Raw genomic sequence first — 13,480 nt, 5'->3', positions numbered from 1 at the left:
CGGCTAGGACGCCATGCGGCGGGTCAGTTCGGCGGCCCGCCGCAGCTGCACGGACCTCGCCGTTCGCAGCACGTACCGGCGCAACAACGACGGCGAGTCGACCGTGATCATCTCTGTGACCTCGGTCCCGGTCCCGGACGGCGTCAGCGTGACCGCCGCCCGCAGCCGGACCCGGCCGGGGGAGACGACGTCGCTGACCACCGCAGGTGCCGCCGGGTCGAGGGTCATCGTCACGCGGATCCGGTTCGTCCAGAAGCGGAACCGTTCGAGAGCCACGTAGCTGACCTGGTCACCGTCGGTGCGTACGTCGCGGACGGCCACGACGAGCGGCGACAGGCCCACGTACGAGCGCGGGTCCGCCAGGTGGTCGAAGACCCGGGCCGGTGGGGCGTGCACGAGGAACGTGTGAGCGAAGGCATCGACGGACATGGGCTCAGACGGTAGCGTGGCCGATCTACCGTCGGTTGGCCTTTCCCGGCGGTTGGTCGGATGGCGGTGGCCCCGATCATCGGCGAGGATTACGGACGATCTTGCGCGTCGCGCGCAGGCGGCCGGCTGACATCGGTGGCCCGTTCGGTGGTTCTCCGAGGCGAGGTGAGGCAACGTTGAATAAGACCTGGGTGCGGCTGCGACCGGTGGTCGAGAGCGATCTGGGGATGTTCCGCCGGTTCGTGACGGAGCCGGGACTGGCCGGCCCGGCCTGGTCCGGCTACCGCGAGCCGACCGGCCCGGCCAGGCGCTTCGCCGAGGACGGCTTCCTCGGCGAGCACGACGGCCGGCTGATGGTCGAGGCCGACGAGACCGCCGCCGGCTACGTCAGCTGGGAGGCGACCGGCACCGGCTGGTCGCGGTACTGGAGCATCGGCATCATCCTGCTGCCGGAGTGGCGCGGCCGCGGCGTCGGCTGGCGCGCGCAGACGCTGCTGTGCGACTACCTGTTCGCCAACAGCGCGGCGCCGCGGATCGAGGCCCGCACGCAGCCGGAGAACATCCCGGAGCAGAAGGCCCTGGAGAAGGTCGGGTTCCTCAGCGAGGGCATCCTGCGCTCCGCGGAGTTCCGCGACGGCGCCTGGCGCGACGTCCTCGTCTACGGGAAGCTCCGTGGGGACCGATAAGCGTTCGCTGTTCGTGTACGAGGTGTACGTCGGCGAGCGGCTGCGCCATCTGGTGTCACCGCTCGAGCCGGACGAGGCCGCGCAGTACGGACTGTCGCCGGAGGCGGTCGTCGGGCTCCTCGCCGTCGGCGTCGACGGCCCTGGCGGACTCAGCGCGATGCAGCCCGACCACTTCGAGGAGAACCCGGCGTTCGTGCGCTTCCTGCACGAGATGATCGCCGACGACGTCTTCGTGGTGCCCGGCATCCGCGAGCAGGCGTCCGAGGTCGGCGAGCACGGCTGGGTGGACCTGCTGGACGCCCGCACACCCGACCCCTTGGGCGACGTCCCCTCGTGCGACGTCATCGGGAGCGTGGAGGTGCGCGACGGCGCGCTGGTGCCGATGTCCTACCGGCCGAACGAGCACCACCGCCTGCTCACCGGGGACGGCTTCTTCCAGCTGCCCGAGGAGCTGGAGATGTCGCTGCTGAAGCGCCTGCACGCTACCATGTGCTGATCGTCGTCAATTGGGCGCGCAACGTGCTCTTCGCCGCGCTCGTCGTCCTCGCGCTCGCCTGTGAGGGCGGCGGGGGTCCCGCCGGCCCGGCTCCGTCGTCCGGCCCCATGTCCATGGCCGCGCTCGGTGACTCGCTCACCACCGCGTTCGCGTCGTGCCTCGCGCCCTCGCCGTGCCCGCGCAACTCGTGGTCGACCGGCGACGGCACCCGCGTCGACAGCCACTACCGGCGGCTGGTCAAGAACAACCCCGGGCTGCGCGCCACCAACGCCGCCGCCGGGAGCGCCCGTGCCGACGCCCTCGCCGGGCAGGCCCGGGCCGCGGTCAGCGCGAAGGCCGCCTACGTCACGATCCTCATCGGCGCCAACGACGCCTGCCGCCCCGCCCTCGGCGACATGACGCCCGCCGACACGTTCCGCCGGCAGGTCGACGACGCCCTCGCCGTGCTCAAGCAGGGCCTGCCGCAGGCGCGCGTCCTGGTCGTCAGCATCCCCGACATCAACCGGCTCTGGGAGGTCGGGCACACCAGCCCGGTCGCGGTGAAGGCATGGTCGCTCGGGATCTGCCAGGCGCTGCTTGCCGCGCCCACCTCCACCGCGCCCGCGGACGTGGCGCGGCGCAAGGCGTTCGGTGCGCGGGTCGACGCGTACAACACGCAGCTCGCCGCCGCCTGCACGGCCTACGGCCCCCGGTGCAGGGACGACGGCGGGGCGGCGCACCGGGTCGCGTTCACCCTCGACATGGTGGTCGCGCAGGACTTCTTCCACCCCAACTCCGCCGGGCAGAACGCTCTGGCGAAGGCGACCTGGCCCGGCCCGCCGGACTGGTGAGGTCCGACCCCCTGTGCGTTCTCCGCCTGGGCGCTACGCTCATCAACGGCCCGCCGCGACGTTGCGGCGGCAGGCGGGAGGCGACGGGAATGTCCGCGGACCCTTCGGTGTGGCGGGTGAAAGGCATGCCGCTCGCCCATGCCACCGGGCACGGCCCGCTCGACGGCCTGCGGGTCGCGGTCAAGGACCTCTTCGAGGTCACCGGCTTCGCCGTCGGCGGCGGCAACCCCACGTGGCTCGCGTCCGCCCTGCCCGCCGCCGCGGACGCCCCCGCCGTCGCCCGGCTGCGCGCCGCGGGCGCCTTCATCCAGGGCATCGCGCACACCGACGAGCTCGCCTACTCCCTCTCGGGCACGAACGTCCACTATGGTGCCCCGCCCAACCCCTTGGCGCCCGGCCTCGTCACGGGCGGCTCCTCCAGCGGCCCCGCGTCGGCGGTCGCGACCGGCCACGCCGACATCGGCCTCGGCACCGACACGGGCGGCTCCATCCGCGTCCCCGCGTCCTGCTGCGGCCTGTACGGCCTGCGCCCCACCCACGGCGTCGTCCCCACCGACGGGGTGCTGCCGCTCGCGCCGTCGTTCGACACCGTGGGCTGGATCACCGCCACCGCCTCGCACCTGGCCCTCGTCGGCTCCGTCCTGCTGCCGCCGGGACCGTCGGCGCTGCCGTCGCGCCTGCTCGCGCCCGGCGGGGTGCCTGGTTTGCCGGGGGATTCCCTGTTCGGCCTGCCGGTCTCGCCTGTCACGCTGTCCACCTGGGACGATCCCGACCCGCTGCTGCTGGCCTTCCGGCGCGTGCAGGCGGCCGAGGCGTGGCGGGCGCACGGCGAATGGATCACCGCGCACCCGCGGGCGCTCGCCGTCGACGTCGAGGACCGGTTCCGCTTCGGCGCCTCCGTCACCGCAGCCGAGGAGGCCGCGGCCCGGTCGTTCCTCGCGGGGCTGCGGGCCGAGCTGCTCGACCTGCTGGCCGACCGCGACGCCTGGCTCGTCCTGCCGGCCGGTGGCCCCGGCCACCCCCGCGACCTGAGCCCCTCCGCCCGCGACACGTGGCGCCGCGACACGCTGCGGTGCGCGGTCCCCGCCAGCGCATACGGGCTGCCCAGCGTCTCCGTGCCGACGTCCTCGACGCCGCCGGCCGGGCTCGCCGTCATCGCACCACCCGGGCACGACCTGGGCCTGCTCGCCCTGGCCGCGCGCCCCCTGGCCTGAGGTTCTCCATCGGCTGCGTTCCTGGTCTTCGCTGAGGTCCTTCCGACCCGTCGGCGTTCCTGCGACAAGGGCAGGTGGATCGGTGCCGCCCCGAACAGAACGACCGCCGCCACTACGATGCGATCATGGCGCTCCTGCACCGGGCGGACCTGACGCCCACCAAACTCGAACTGCTCAACGCGTGGCTGCCCACCCGCCCCTGGTACGCCGGCCCTTCCGCACCCGGCGTCGCGAAGGTCGGCGCCTTCCGCTTCGACGACCCCGCCGGCGAGGTCGGCATCGAGACGATCCTCGTCCAGGCCGGCGACGGACCGGTCCTGCAGGTCCCGCTCACCTACCGCGGCGCGCCTCTCGCCGGCGCCGACCGCTGGCTCGTCGGCACCACCGAGCACTCGGTCCTCGGCCCCAGGTGGGTGTACGACGCAACCGGCGACCCCGTCTACGCCGCCGCCCTCGCCCGCATCATCCTGACCGCCGAACCCCAGGCCACCGAGGAGTTCGAGGTCGACGGCGTCCGGCAGGCCCGCCCGAGTGACGTCCAGGCCACCGGCAGCGGCCACACCGGCGCCGGAGCCCCGGACATCACCGACATCCTCCACGTGGAGGACGCCGACCCGACCCGCATCGCAACAAGCTCCCACGACCTCACCGTGCTCAGGGTCCTCAAGGACGACGCCTCGACCCCTCCCGGCGCCCCGACCCTCACCGCCACCTGGAACGACGTCGCGACCCCGCGCCTGCTCGCATACGCCACCACCCGATAGCCACCGCCACCCGATCCGTCCAGGGAGCGCGCCACCCGTTCATCCAGGGCGCGGGTGGTCGCCGGACCGCGGCGGCGCCGTCGTGGGGGATGCTGTCAGGGTGACCGACCTTCGAGTGCTCCGCGGTGGCTCCGGCACCCCGGCGATCCTGCTCCTGCACGGCCTCGGCGCCACCGCCGACGTGTGGGACGACCTGACCGCCCTCCTCGACACGGCATGGGTGGCACCCGACCTGCCGGGCCACGGCGGCTCGGGGTGGCTGGAGGAGTACACGTTCGCCGGGGTCGCGGACGCCGTCGCCGGGCTGGTCGACCCGCGCGGGACCGTCGTCGTCGGGCACTCGTTCGGCGGGGTGATCGGCCTGCACCTCGCCGGGCTGCCCGGCGTGCGGGCGGTCCTCGGGCTCGGCATCAAGGTCGCCTGGACCGCCGAGGAGCTCGACCGTGCCGCGGCGATCGCCAGGAAGCCGCCGATCATCCACCCCACCCGCGGGGAGGCCGCAACTCGCTTCCAACGCGTCGCCGGGCTCGTCGGCCTCAGAGAGGACGCACCGGACGCCGCCGTGACCCGCGACGGCGACGGCTGGCGGAGCACGCACGACCCGCGGACGTTCGCGGTCGGGGAGCCCGGGGTCGCCGCCCTCCTGGCCGCCGCGCGGGTCCCGGTCGTCCTCGCCCGGGGTGAGCACGACCAGATGGTGAGCCACGAGCAGCTCGCGGCGCTCGTCCCGGAGCCGGTCGACCTTCCCGGCCTCGGCCACAACGCCCACGTCGAGGACCCCGCCGCGCTCCTGCCCGTCCTCGCCGCACTGCGCTGACCCTCACCCGGCTGACGCCCACCACCCCGCGCTGGTCCCCACCCGCCGCCTTGCGCTGATCCTCGCCGCGCTGCGGTGACCCCTGCCCGCCGCCTTGCGCTGAACCTCGCCACCTTGCGCTGACGAAGACCGCCCGCGGGATCGGTGATCTACGATCGCCCGGTGCGGATCATGACCTGGAACGTGTGGTGGCGGTTCGGCGACTGGCGGGCCCGGCACGAGGCGATCCTCGCCACCCTCCGGGCCGAGCGGCCCGACGTGTGCTGCCTGCAGGAGGCCTGGGCGGTCCGTGGCGGGGAGCACCAGGTCGAGCTGCTGGCGGAGGAGCTCGGCATGCACTGGGCGTACAGCAGCTCGCCGATGCCGGGCCGCTGGCACGACCGGGTCGGCGACACCACCATCGACGTCGGCAACGCGGTGCTGAGCCGGTGGCCGATCGGTGCGACCGCGATCGGTGACCTCGGCGGCGAGGGCCGGACGGTCCTGCACGCCCGCATCGACGCTCCCGACGGGCCGGTGCCGGTGTTCACCACCCACCTGGACTCCACGCCTGGCGGTTCCGCCGGCCGGTGCGCCCAGGTCGAGCGGCTGGTGCCGTTCGTGGCCGAGCACCGCGTCCCGGAGCACCCGCCGGTGCTCACCGGGGACTTCAACGCCGAACCCGAGTCCGACGAGATGCGGCGCGTCGGCGGACACCTCACCGCACCGGTCGTGCCGGACCTGGTGCTGGTCGACGCGTGGCGGTACCACAGCCGCAACGACCCAGGGTGGACCTGGGACCGCCGCAACCCGCACGTCACTTGCCACGCGACGCCGAACGCCCGGATCGACTACGTCCTGGTCGGCCTGCAGGGCCCGGGCCGCGGCGCCGTCGAGGGCGTCCACCTGGCCGGCACCGTCCCCCATGACGGCGTCTGGCCGTCGGACCACTTCGCCGTCGTCGCCGACCTGCGCTGAAGGCGCCGCCGGCCCGCGCGGCCGGCCGGCCGCCGGCGGCTATGAGACCAGCGACCGGGCGGCGACGGAGACGGCGGCCTCGGCGAACGCGCGGATGACCGGGTGGCAGCGGGAGCCGTCGCCGGCCAGTTCGGGCTGGAACAGGGTGCCCATCAGGAACGGGTGGCCGGCCAGCTCCGCGACCCGCACCTCACCGTCGTCGTCGAAGCCGGTGAACCGCAGCCCGTGCCGGGTCAGCTCCGGCAGGAAGGCGTGGTCCAGTCCGTACGCGCAGTGGTACCGCTCGATGGACCGCTCGACCCCGAAGACCCGCTCGGCGAGCGAGCCGGGGGTCAGGTTGACCGCGCCCTCGTGGCCGACGAGCGAGCAGGCGAGGGGGACGATCAACTGCCGCCCGGCGTCGGGGTCGGACTCGCCGTGGCGGGCGTCGGCGATGCCGCAGACCGTGCGGGCGAACTCCAGCAGCAGGTGCTGAAACCCGCCGCACGTGCCGAGGAACGCGATGTCGTGCTCCCGGGCGACCCGCACGGCGTGCAGGGCGCCCGCCTCACTGAGGTACGGGCTGCCCGGCAGCAGCCAGATGCCGTCGAACCCGGCGAGGTCCGTCGCCGGCGCGTCGGGTGTCGGGATCCAGTACGCGTCGGCGCCGATGCCGTGCTGCGTGCGGAGGACGTCGAGCAGGCCCGGGATCCGGGTGTGGGAACGGACGTGCGGGGAGCGGTCGCCCACCAGGGCGATGCGGGCGGTGCGGGTCGCTGTCATTCGTCCACTGTCCCGTGACCGGCGTACATCAGTCCAACAACTGATCCGGGTAGCAGGATAAGCAATACTGATGGCGTGGATCCGCACCTGCTGCGCACGTTCGTCGCCGTCGCGGGCGCCGGGTCGTTCTCCACCGCGGCGCAGGAGTTGGGCTACACGCAGTCCGCCGTGTCGCAACAGATCGCCGCGCTCGAGTCCGACCTGGGTACCACACTGCTGCACCGGCGGCCGGTCGCGCCGACCGACGCGGGCGCGCGGCTGCTCGAGCACGCCGGCCCGATCCTGCTGCGGCTGAGCGCCGCCCGCGCCGACGTGACCCGCCTGTCGGGCCAGCCCGCCGCAACGGTCGTGCTCGGCGCGACGCCGTTCGCCGGCAGCGCGAGGGCCGCCACGGTCCTCGCCTCGGTGCAGCGGGCCATGCCCCGCGTGCGGTTCACGCTGCTGCTGGCCGGCCGCGACGCGGTGGCCACCGGCGTCGCCACCGGGACGCTCGACGTCGGACTCGTCGACGGCGTGACGGCGCCCAGCGACCCGTTGCCGCTGCCCGACGCAGGGCAGTTCGCGGCGTCGGTACTGGCGGAGTCCGCCGCCCTGGTCGCCCTTCCCGCCGGCCACCCGCTCGCGGGCCGCACCTCGGTCGGCCTCGCCGACCTGTCCGACGCGACGTGGATCGACGCGCCCGACGTCGCCACGCCGCTGCCGCAGCTGCGGGCGCTGGCACACACCGGCGGGTTCCGTGAAGGGTTCGCCTACCAGGGCACCGACACCGGCGGGCTGCTCGCACTCGTCGCCGCTGGTGCGGGGCTGGCGCTGCTGCCCGGCCCGCTGACCCACCCGGGTGTCGCCGGCGTCCCGGTGACGCAGCCGCGACTCGTGCACCGCACGGAGCTGGTCCACGGCTCGCTCACCCCACCGGCCCGCGCCCTCGCCGAGGCCCTGCGATCCTGACTCGTTCCGCCGCACGGGCTTGGTCTTCGTGGTGCCGGTCGCTCGTCCGCCGCGCAGAGCCCCGGTCTTCGTGGTGCCGGTCGTTCGTCCGCTACGCAGAGCCCCGCTCTTCGTGGTGCCGGTTGCTGATCCGCCGCGCAGGGCCCGGTCTTCGTGGTGCCGGTCGCTCGTCCGCCGCGGAGAGCCCTGGCCCTCGTCGCGTCGATCCCGCCGTGCGGTCACGGAGACCGTCCCTGGCTCGCCCCGTTGGCGAGGGTTCTCGCCGAGGCTCTGTGATCGCGACCTGTCCCGCCGCGCAGGGCCCGGTCTTCGTGGTGCCGGTCGCTCGTCCGCTGCGGAGAGCCCTGGCCCTCGTCGCGCCGATCGTTCATCCGCCGTGCGGTCACGGAGACCGTCCCTGGCTCGTCCCGTTGGCGAGGGTTCTCGCCGAGGCTTTGTGATCGCGACTTGTCCCGCCGCGCAGGGCCCCGGTCCTCGTGGCGCCCGGCGCTCGTCCGCTGCGCGGTCGCGGAAGCCGTCCGTGGCTCGTTCACCCCGCCGGTCCGCGCCCTTGCCGAGGCGCTGTGACCGTGACCTTTGACGCCGCGCAGAGCCCCGGGCCTCGTGGCGCCGGGCGGTCAGACGCCATGCGGCCGTCGGCGCGCTGGCTTTGCGCCAGTCGCGCCGGTCGGTAGGAGATGGTCGTCGCGGTGGGCGCCCAGCCGTCGTACGGTCGTCGGGCGTCGTTGCATCGGCCTTGCAGCCGCGGCGCTGCCGGTCGGAGACGGTCGTCGTCGGCGGGCGTTCAGCTGTCCTACCGCCGTCGGTTGTCGTCGCACGGGGCTTGCAGGCGGTGCGCCAGGTGGTCGAGACGGTCGCGCCCGGCCGTTCAGCGACGTACGGTCGCCGGCCGGCACGTGGCCGGCCGTCGCCGCGCGTACAGGCGTCGATGCCGCGGAGGGGTCAGTCGTCGCCGGTGACGGTGAGGTGGGGTTCGGCGCCGGCGCAGGTCACCTCGGCGCGCACGTCGCCGCCGCCGCTGCGCGCCTTGAACCGCAGCGACGCGGCCGCCGCCGGGCCCCGCTGCACGTGGTCGGTCTCGAAGCCCGGGTTGGGTGTCCACGACCGCAGCGTCACCAGCCCCGCGTCGCACACCGCGACGATCGTCCCGCCCGAGGTCGTCAGGGCCCGCACGACCCCGCCCTCGCCCGCGGTCGGGCTCGCCGCCTGGCTCGGCGTCGCGTCCGGCGTGACCGGTGGTGTGGCCGGGCCCGTCGTGGTGCCGGCCAGCAGCGCGTCGACCCTGGCCTCGCTGTACGGTGCGTCCGACGTGCCGGAGATGCCCTGCCGCATCGATCCGACGGCGCCGGTCGCCACGGCGGTCGCCGCGGCCACGGTCGCCAGCCACGCGCCACCCGCGAGGGCCCAACGGCGGTGCAACGTCGTCAACATGTACACCACTATCCACTGCCGATCGCTAAGGCATGGTTAACCTCTGGCTATGGCGAAGGTGCTGCTGGTGGAGGACGACGGGACCATCCGCAGTGGCGTCGTGCGCGCGCTGACCGAGCGGGGGCACGTCGTCGTGCCCGCCGCGACCGCGATGGACGGGCTCAAGCTCGCCGTCGCGGAGGCGCCGGACGTCGTCCTGCTCGACCTCGGCCTGCCCGACCTCGACGGCCGGGAGGTGCTGCGGATGCTCCGGGCGGTGAGCCGCGTGCCGATCATCGTGGTCACCGCCAGGCGCACCGAGGGCGAGATGGTCCGCGCCCTGGACGCCGGCGCCGACGACTACGTCGTGAAGCCGTACGGTGCCGAACAGATCGACGCCCGGATCCGCGCCGTGCTGCGCCGCGCCGACGGCGGACCGTCCGCACCCGAACGGGATCCCGCGCTCGACGTCGACGGGGTGCGCATCGACCCGCGGGCCAGGACCGCGACCCTCGACGGCACGCCGCTGGACCTCACCCCGCGCGAGTTCGACCTGCTGTACCACCTGATGACCCGCGCCGGCGAGGTCGTCGGCAAGCGCGAGCTGCTCACCGAGGTGTGGCAGGTGCCGTACACGACGGCCGACAAGACCGTCGACGTCCACCTGTCGTGGCTGCGCCGCAAGCTGGGGGAGACCGCCCAGGAGCCGCGCCGCCTGCACACCGTCCGCCGCGTCGGCGTCAAGTACGGGCTGCAGCGGTGAGGTGGCGCCTGGCGCTGCTCGTCGCCGCCGCGATGACGCTGGTGCTGCTCGCGTTCCTGGTCCCGCTCGCGCTGCTGCTGCGCGGCGTCGCCGCGGACCGGGCCGTCTCGGTCGCCATGACGCAGGCGCAGTCCCTGGGCATCCTCGTGGCCACCGCCGACCCGCAGTCGGTGCGACTCGCCGTCGAGCAGCTCAACGTCGACCCTTCGCGGCCGGTCAGCGTGTACCAGCCGGACGGCACCGTCGTGGGGCCGTTCACCGACCGGACGCCGGCGGTGCGCCTCGCCGCCCGGTCCGGCAGCTTCTCCGTCGAGCACGCCGCGGGCCGCGAGGTCCTCGTCGCCGTGCAGGGCCTCGCACAGGGCACCGCGGTCATCCGGGTCTTCGTGCCGCTCCACGAACTGCGCAAGGGCGTGACCCGTGCGTGGCTGGTCCTCGCGCTGCTCGGCGCCGGCCTGCTCGCCCTCGGCGTCGCCGTCGCGGACCGCCTCGCCGTCATGGTCGTGCGCCCGATCCGTTCCCTGGTCTCGGTCTCCGACGCGCTCGCCGGCGGCGACCTCGACCGCCGGGCGCCGGCATCGTCGGGGCCGCCGGAGGTCCGCGCGGTCGCCACCGCCCTCAACCGTCTGGCCGCCCGCATCCGCCACCTCCTGCAGTCCGAACGCGAGCGCGTCGCGGACCTCTCGCACCGCATGCGGACCCCGATGACCGCCCTGCGCCTGGACGCCGAAGGCCTGCGCGACCCCGCCGACGCCGACCGCATCCTCGCCCACGTGGCCGCGCTGGACCGGGCCGTCACGACCGTCATCGAGGACGCCCGCCGCGAGCGTGACATGCCGTCCTGCGACGCGACCTCGGTCGTCGCCGAGCGGGTCCGCTTCTGGACCGTGCTCGCCGAGGACCAGGGCCGCCCCGTCGAGACGAGCCTGCCGACCGGCCCGCTGCCCGTCGCCGTCTCCGCCACCGAACTGGCAGCCTGCGTCGACGCCCTGCTGGGCAACGTCTTCGCCCACACGGAAGAGGGCGTGGCTCTCGCGGTCACCCTGGACTCCCGCCGCGTCCTCACCGTCCAGGACGCCGGCGCCGGCTTCGACCCGTCCGCGGGCGCCCGTGGCGTCAGCAACGCGGGATCCACCGGTCTCGGTCTGGACATCGCCCGCCATACCGCGGAAACCGCCGGCGGAACGTTCACTGTGGACCGATCACCGCTCGGCGGCGCACGGGTCACGGTGACGCTGAGCGCGTTAACCGAACCTTAGGGTTGCCACAGGCCCCCGCTATCGCCGCGCCCGGCACCGTGGTCAGTGCAAGCACAGCACAACCACGGAGGTGCACGACATGCGCAAAATCATCATCATCGCCGCGACCGTCACGACGGCCCTCGCCATCGGCGGCACGGCCCTGGCCGCGTCAGGCCCGTCGAACGACGGCCGTCCCGCCCGGGTCTCGGCGTCGCCGTCGACCGACGACGGCGCCTCGCCATCCCCGTCGGCTTCCAGCGACGACCCGACCGCCTCGCCGTCGGCCTCCATGGACGACCACGGCCACCACCCCTCCGCCTCAGCCTCCCCGTCCGCCGACGACCACGGCGGCAACCGCACCACCGGCTCGGGCAACTCGGGCTCCGGCAAGTCGGGCTCCGGCAAGTCGGGCAGCGGCTCGGGCAACAGCGGTAGCGGCTCCGGCAACCGCGGCGGCTCGGACGACGGCCCGGGTCACGACGTGGGCGACGACCACGGCAGTGGCGGCCACGGCTCCGACGACGGCGCCGGTCACGACGTGGGCGACGACCACGGCAGCGGCGGCCACGGCTCCGACGACGGCGCCGGTCACGACGCGGGCGACGACCACGGCGGCCGCCGCTGACCCACCCGGCCGCACCCCCCGTCGGCGCCGCTCACATCCAGCGGCGCCGACGCCGTGGGGCCACGGTGCGGTGACCGCCCCCCGGAGCCGACGTTCCGGACGGGCTCGCCCATGCATCGTGCGGCTCGCGGATCAGCCGGACGGACGCGGGCAAGTTGATTGCCGGGTGTCCATAGCCTTCGCCGGCTCGGATCTGGTCGACGGGCTCGTTCCCGGAGGCGGCTGCTGCCGATCAGTCTCACATCTCAGGACAGTGCAGGTTCTCTTGTACGCCGCGGATGACGATCTCTGCACGCGGATTGCAGCGGTGCGGTAGGGGAGTCGTCCCAAAGAACGAGACGGAGCGGCGGGCGAGGGTGCGTGAAGGGCGGCGCGGTGTTGGCTTCGTGGGGGATGGTTGCGATCATGGTCCGGTGACCCTGCTCGATGACGACACGCTCGCCGGCTCGGCAGTGGTGGCCAACTCCGCGATGAACCGCGGGCGCGGACTCGCCGGGGTCGACAGCTACGACCGCGAGCTGGGGTTCAACCCGGTCGACGCGCTCCTGCCGCTGGTGTCGGTCACCGGGACGGCGGACACCGTCGCGTGGCTCGACCTGTGCTGCGGCACGGGGCGGGCGCTGGTCGAGGCGGCCGAGCGGCTGGACGCCGCCGGCGTCGGGGACCGGGTCCTCGTCCACGGGGTGGACCTGGTGGACATGTTCGACCCGGCGCCGGACGTGCCGTGGCTGCGGCTGACCACCGCGTCGGTGGCCGACTGGAAGCCCGACCGGCGGTTCGACCTCATCACCAGCGTGCACGGCCTGCACTACGTGGGCGACAAGCTCGGCCTCCTGACCAGGGCGGCGGGCTGGCTGACCGGCGGTGGCCGGCTCGTCGCGGACATCGACCTGGACAGCGTGCGGCTCGAGGACGGCCGCCCCGCGGGGCGGCGGCTCGCCACACACCTGCGGGACGCGGGGTTCAACTACGACGGCCGCCGCCGCAGGATCGGCCGGGACGACCGTGGTGACGTCGCGCTGCCGTACGAGTACCTGGGCGCCGACGACAAGGCGGGCGCCAACTACACCGGCCAGCCGGCGGTCAACTCCTACTACCGTCGGGTGTCCTGACTGCCGACCTGCAAGTGGCTTGCGAGCACCGCCAGGTGGGTCTCCCGGGCGGCGGTGTGGCGCCGCAGACCCTCGGCGGTGAGCGTCACGAACACGCCCCGCCGGTCGGCCTCGCACAGCGCGCGCGACACCAGGCCGCTCTTCTCCAGCCGTGCGACCGCCCGTGACAGGGCGCTCTGGCTGAGGTACATGTCGGCGGCGAGGTCCTGCATGCGGCGCTTCTCACACTGCTGCGCGACGAGCCGGTCGAGGATCTCGAACTCGCTCATGCTCAGCCCGTGCGTCTCCGACAGGGCGCGCTCCAAGTGGCTTGCGACCTCGTTGTAGCTGGTCAGCAGCGAGCGCCAGTGCTCGATCAGCGCAGCCTGCGACTTCATGCCGCGCATCCTACTCCGGTACCACATCCAATGCACCCACATTAAATGC

General features: G+C 74.0%; 16 protein-coding genes. 12 read left to right on the top strand and 4 right to left on the bottom strand.

From position 1 onward, the window contains the following. Window positions 1-3: 3 nt before the first annotated feature. Window positions 4-429 carry an SRPBCC family protein gene (locus ACFY3L_RS33670; protein WP_389333297.1) on the bottom strand — a complete coding sequence of 142 codons (426 nt, stop codon included), beginning with the start codon at window positions 427-429 and terminating at the stop codon, window positions 4-6. A gap of 176 nt (window positions 430-605) precedes the next feature. Between ACFY3L_RS33670 and ACFY3L_RS33665 the strand changes: the two genes are divergently transcribed. The 7 genes from ACFY3L_RS33665 to ACFY3L_RS33635 all read left to right on the top strand — a co-directional run bounded on the left by ACFY3L_RS33665 (window position 606) and on the right by ACFY3L_RS33635 (window position 6,193). Beyond that, on the top strand, window positions 606-1,115 hold the full coding sequence (locus ACFY3L_RS33665) for a GNAT family protein (protein WP_354892993.1): 510 nt from the start codon (window positions 606-608) through the stop codon (window positions 1,113-1,115). After that, on the top strand, window positions 1,102-1,611 hold the full coding sequence (locus ACFY3L_RS33660; RefSeq protein WP_389333292.1) for a hypothetical protein: 510 nt from the start codon (window positions 1,102-1,104) through the stop codon (window positions 1,609-1,611). The genes ACFY3L_RS33665 and ACFY3L_RS33660 overlap by 14 nt, the downstream gene beginning before the upstream one ends. After that, complete coding sequence (locus ACFY3L_RS33655; protein ID WP_389333531.1) at window positions 1,611-2,441, top strand: GDSL-type esterase/lipase family protein; 831 nt, start codon at window positions 1,611-1,613, stop codon at window positions 2,439-2,441. Before ACFY3L_RS33660 ends, ACFY3L_RS33655 begins: the two co-directional genes overlap by 1 nt. A 125-nt stretch (window positions 2,442-2,566) precedes the next feature. Beyond that, a complete protein-coding gene (locus ACFY3L_RS33650; RefSeq protein WP_389333289.1) occupies window positions 2,567-3,655 on the top strand; it encodes an amidase family protein in 1,089 nt (362 codons plus the stop codon). A gap of 125 nt (window positions 3,656-3,780) precedes the next feature. Continuing rightward, window positions 3,781-4,419 carry a hypothetical protein gene (locus tag ACFY3L_RS33645; protein WP_389333286.1) on the top strand — a complete coding sequence of 213 codons (639 nt, stop codon included), beginning with the start codon at window positions 3,781-3,783 and terminating at the stop codon, window positions 4,417-4,419. A 100-nt stretch (window positions 4,420-4,519) separates the two neighbouring features. Continuing rightward, window positions 4,520-5,236 carry an alpha/beta fold hydrolase gene (locus tag ACFY3L_RS33640; protein ID WP_389333283.1) on the top strand — a complete coding sequence of 239 codons (717 nt, stop codon included), beginning with the start codon at window positions 4,520-4,522 and terminating at the stop codon, window positions 5,234-5,236. A gap of 171 nt (window positions 5,237-5,407) precedes the next feature. Beyond that, the gene (locus ACFY3L_RS33635) at window positions 5,408-6,193 is read left to right on the top strand and encodes an endonuclease/exonuclease/phosphatase family protein (RefSeq protein WP_389333528.1); all 786 of its coding nucleotides are present in this window, start codon (window positions 5,408-5,410) and stop codon (window positions 6,191-6,193) included. A gap of 39 nt (window positions 6,194-6,232) precedes the next feature. Here ACFY3L_RS33635 and ACFY3L_RS33630 read toward each other — a convergent pair whose 3' ends face one another. Continuing rightward, the gene (locus tag ACFY3L_RS33630) at window positions 6,233-6,955 is read right to left on the bottom strand and encodes a hypothetical protein (protein ID WP_389333280.1); all 723 of its coding nucleotides are present in this window, start codon (window positions 6,953-6,955) and stop codon (window positions 6,233-6,235) included. Between the two features lie 75 nt (window positions 6,956-7,030). Here ACFY3L_RS33630 and ACFY3L_RS33625 point away from each other — a divergent pair, with 75 nt between their 5' ends. Continuing rightward, the gene (locus tag ACFY3L_RS33625) at window positions 7,031-7,903 is read left to right on the top strand and encodes a LysR family transcriptional regulator (RefSeq protein ID WP_389333277.1); all 873 of its coding nucleotides are present in this window, start codon (window positions 7,031-7,033) and stop codon (window positions 7,901-7,903) included. Window positions 7,904-8,845: 942 nt separating this feature from the next. On the opposite strand, the gene ACFY3L_RS33620 is transcribed toward ACFY3L_RS33625, so the two are convergent. Beyond that, entirely contained in the window at window positions 8,846-9,334 is a 489-nt protein-coding gene (locus tag ACFY3L_RS33620) for a hypothetical protein (RefSeq protein ID WP_389333274.1), read from the bottom strand. 49 nt (window positions 9,335-9,383) lie between these two features. Here ACFY3L_RS33620 and ACFY3L_RS33615 point away from each other — a divergent pair, with 49 nt between their 5' ends. From ACFY3L_RS33615 to ACFY3L_RS33600, 4 genes are all read left to right on the top strand, one after another. After that, a complete protein-coding gene (locus ACFY3L_RS33615) occupies window positions 9,384-10,076 on the top strand; it encodes a response regulator transcription factor (protein ID WP_389333271.1) in 693 nt (230 codons plus the stop codon). Next, window positions 10,073-11,335, top strand: coding sequence for a sensor histidine kinase (locus tag ACFY3L_RS33610; protein WP_389333268.1), 1,263 nt, complete (start codon window positions 10,073-10,075; stop codon window positions 11,333-11,335). The genes ACFY3L_RS33615 and ACFY3L_RS33610 overlap by 4 nt, the downstream gene beginning before the upstream one ends. 79 nt (window positions 11,336-11,414) lie before the next feature. Then, window positions 11,415-11,942 carry a hypothetical protein gene (locus ACFY3L_RS33605; RefSeq protein ID WP_389333265.1) on the top strand — a complete coding sequence of 176 codons (528 nt, stop codon included), beginning with the start codon at window positions 11,415-11,417 and terminating at the stop codon, window positions 11,940-11,942. A gap of 413 nt (window positions 11,943-12,355) precedes the next feature. Next, window positions 12,356-13,054, top strand: a complete 699-nt coding sequence (locus ACFY3L_RS33600) for a class I SAM-dependent methyltransferase (RefSeq protein WP_389333262.1) — start codon at window positions 12,356-12,358, stop codon at window positions 13,052-13,054. Here the strand turns inward: ACFY3L_RS33600 and ACFY3L_RS33595 are convergent. Beyond that, window positions 13,036-13,431 (bottom strand): MarR family winged helix-turn-helix transcriptional regulator, encoded by a 396-nt coding sequence (locus ACFY3L_RS33595; RefSeq protein ID WP_389333259.1) that lies wholly within the window; start codon window positions 13,429-13,431, stop codon window positions 13,036-13,038. The two genes, ACFY3L_RS33600 and ACFY3L_RS33595, sit on opposite strands and share 19 nt — an antisense overlap. Window positions 13,432-13,480 lie beyond the last annotated feature (49 nt).

This window comes from Dactylosporangium sp. NPDC000521 (assembly GCF_042898305.1).
In the GTDB taxonomy this organism is placed as follows: domain Bacteria; phylum Actinomycetota; class Actinomycetes; order Mycobacteriales; family Micromonosporaceae; genus Dactylosporangium.
The sequence above is the reverse complement of the archived record's forward strand: the minus strand, read 5'-3'. Positions and strand labels throughout refer to the sequence as shown.

Bases quoted from the DNA above. Each gene is read 5' to 3' on its own strand.
- ACFY3L_RS33635 (WP_389333528.1), top strand. From the start codon at position 5,408: ATGACCTGGAACGTGTGGTGGCGGTTCGGCGACTGGCGGGCCCGGCAC.
- ACFY3L_RS33645 (WP_389333286.1), top strand. From the start codon at position 3,781: ATGGCGCTCCTGCACCGGGCGGACCTGACGCCCACCAAACTCGAACTG.
- ACFY3L_RS33595 (WP_389333259.1), bottom strand. From the start codon at position 13,431: ATGAAGTCGCAGGCTGCGCTGATCGAGCACTGGCGCTCGCTGCTGACC.
- ACFY3L_RS33630 (WP_389333280.1), bottom strand. From the start codon at position 6,955: ATGACAGCGACCCGCACCGCCCGCATCGCCCTGGTGGGCGACCGCTCC.
- ACFY3L_RS33605 (WP_389333265.1), top strand. From the start codon at position 11,415: ATGCGCAAAATCATCATCATCGCCGCGACCGTCACGACGGCCCTCGCC.
- ACFY3L_RS33615 (WP_389333271.1), top strand. From the start codon at position 9,384: ATGGCGAAGGTGCTGCTGGTGGAGGACGACGGGACCATCCGCAGTGGC.
- ACFY3L_RS33650 (WP_389333289.1), top strand. From the start codon at position 2,567: ATGCCGCTCGCCCATGCCACCGGGCACGGCCCGCTCGACGGCCTGCGG.
- ACFY3L_RS33620 (WP_389333274.1), bottom strand. From the start codon at position 9,334: ATGTTGACGACGTTGCACCGCCGTTGGGCCCTCGCGGGTGGCGCGTGG.
- ACFY3L_RS33670 (WP_389333297.1), bottom strand. From the start codon at position 429: ATGTCCGTCGATGCCTTCGCTCACACGTTCCTCGTGCACGCCCCACCG.